The organism is Microbacterium sp. NPDC055683 (assembly GCF_053617895.1).
Genome location: NZ_JBSHGQ010000030.1, coordinates 1 through 688, shown reverse-complemented (window position 1 = coordinate 688; position 688 = coordinate 1). Strand labels below are relative to the sequence as shown.

Here is a 688-nt window from a genome sequence, read left to right as displayed (position 1 = left end):
AATCACGGTTATAGGCACGACGCTCGCCCGACTGACCATCACGGTTATAGGCACGACGCTCGCCCGACTGACCATCACGGTTATAGGGACGACGCTCACCCGACTGACCATCACGGTTATAGGGACGACGCTCCCCCGAACCGCCATCGCGGTTATATGGGCGACGCTCGCCGTCACGGTCATAGGAGCGACGCTCCCCAGACTGACCATCACGGTCATAGGAGCGACGCTCCCCGGACTGACCATCACGGTGATAGGGGCGCCGCTCACCGGAGCCACCGTCGCGGTTGAACGGGCGACGCTCGCCGGACTGGCCGTCACGGTTGAACGGGCGACGCTCGCCGGACTGGCCGTCACGGTTGAACGGGCGACGCTCCCCCGACTGACCATCACGGTTGTGGGGGCGACGGTCACCATCGCGAGAGAAGGACCGGCGGTCGCCGGAGTTCTCGCTGTAGCGAGGCTTCCCGTCGCGGGGAGGGCGGCCTTCGCGGTCGCCGCGGTCGCTGTCGTTCGGCATGTCCACTCCTCGATGATGCCCGGTGAAAGCACGAAAGGGCCATCCGTCGTCGGATGGCCCTTTCGGTTACGTGAAGTCCGGCGGTGTCCTACTCTCCCACAAGGTCCCCCTTGCAGTACCATCGGCGCTGAGAGGCTTAGCTTCCGGGTTCGGAATGTGACCGGGCGT

Annotated in this window: 1 rRNA gene and 1 pseudogene; both read right to left on the bottom strand. The window is 65.4% G+C overall.

Going from position 1 to position 688, the window contains the following annotated elements:
- Window positions 1-520 (bottom strand): annotated as a pseudogene (locus tag ACWGPF_RS11965) (DEAD/DEAH box helicase); the annotation flags it as partial.
- A 75-nt stretch (window positions 521-595) separates the two neighbouring features.
- A 5S ribosomal RNA gene (rrf, locus tag ACWGPF_RS11960) occupies window positions 596-688 on the bottom strand; the annotation flags it as partial.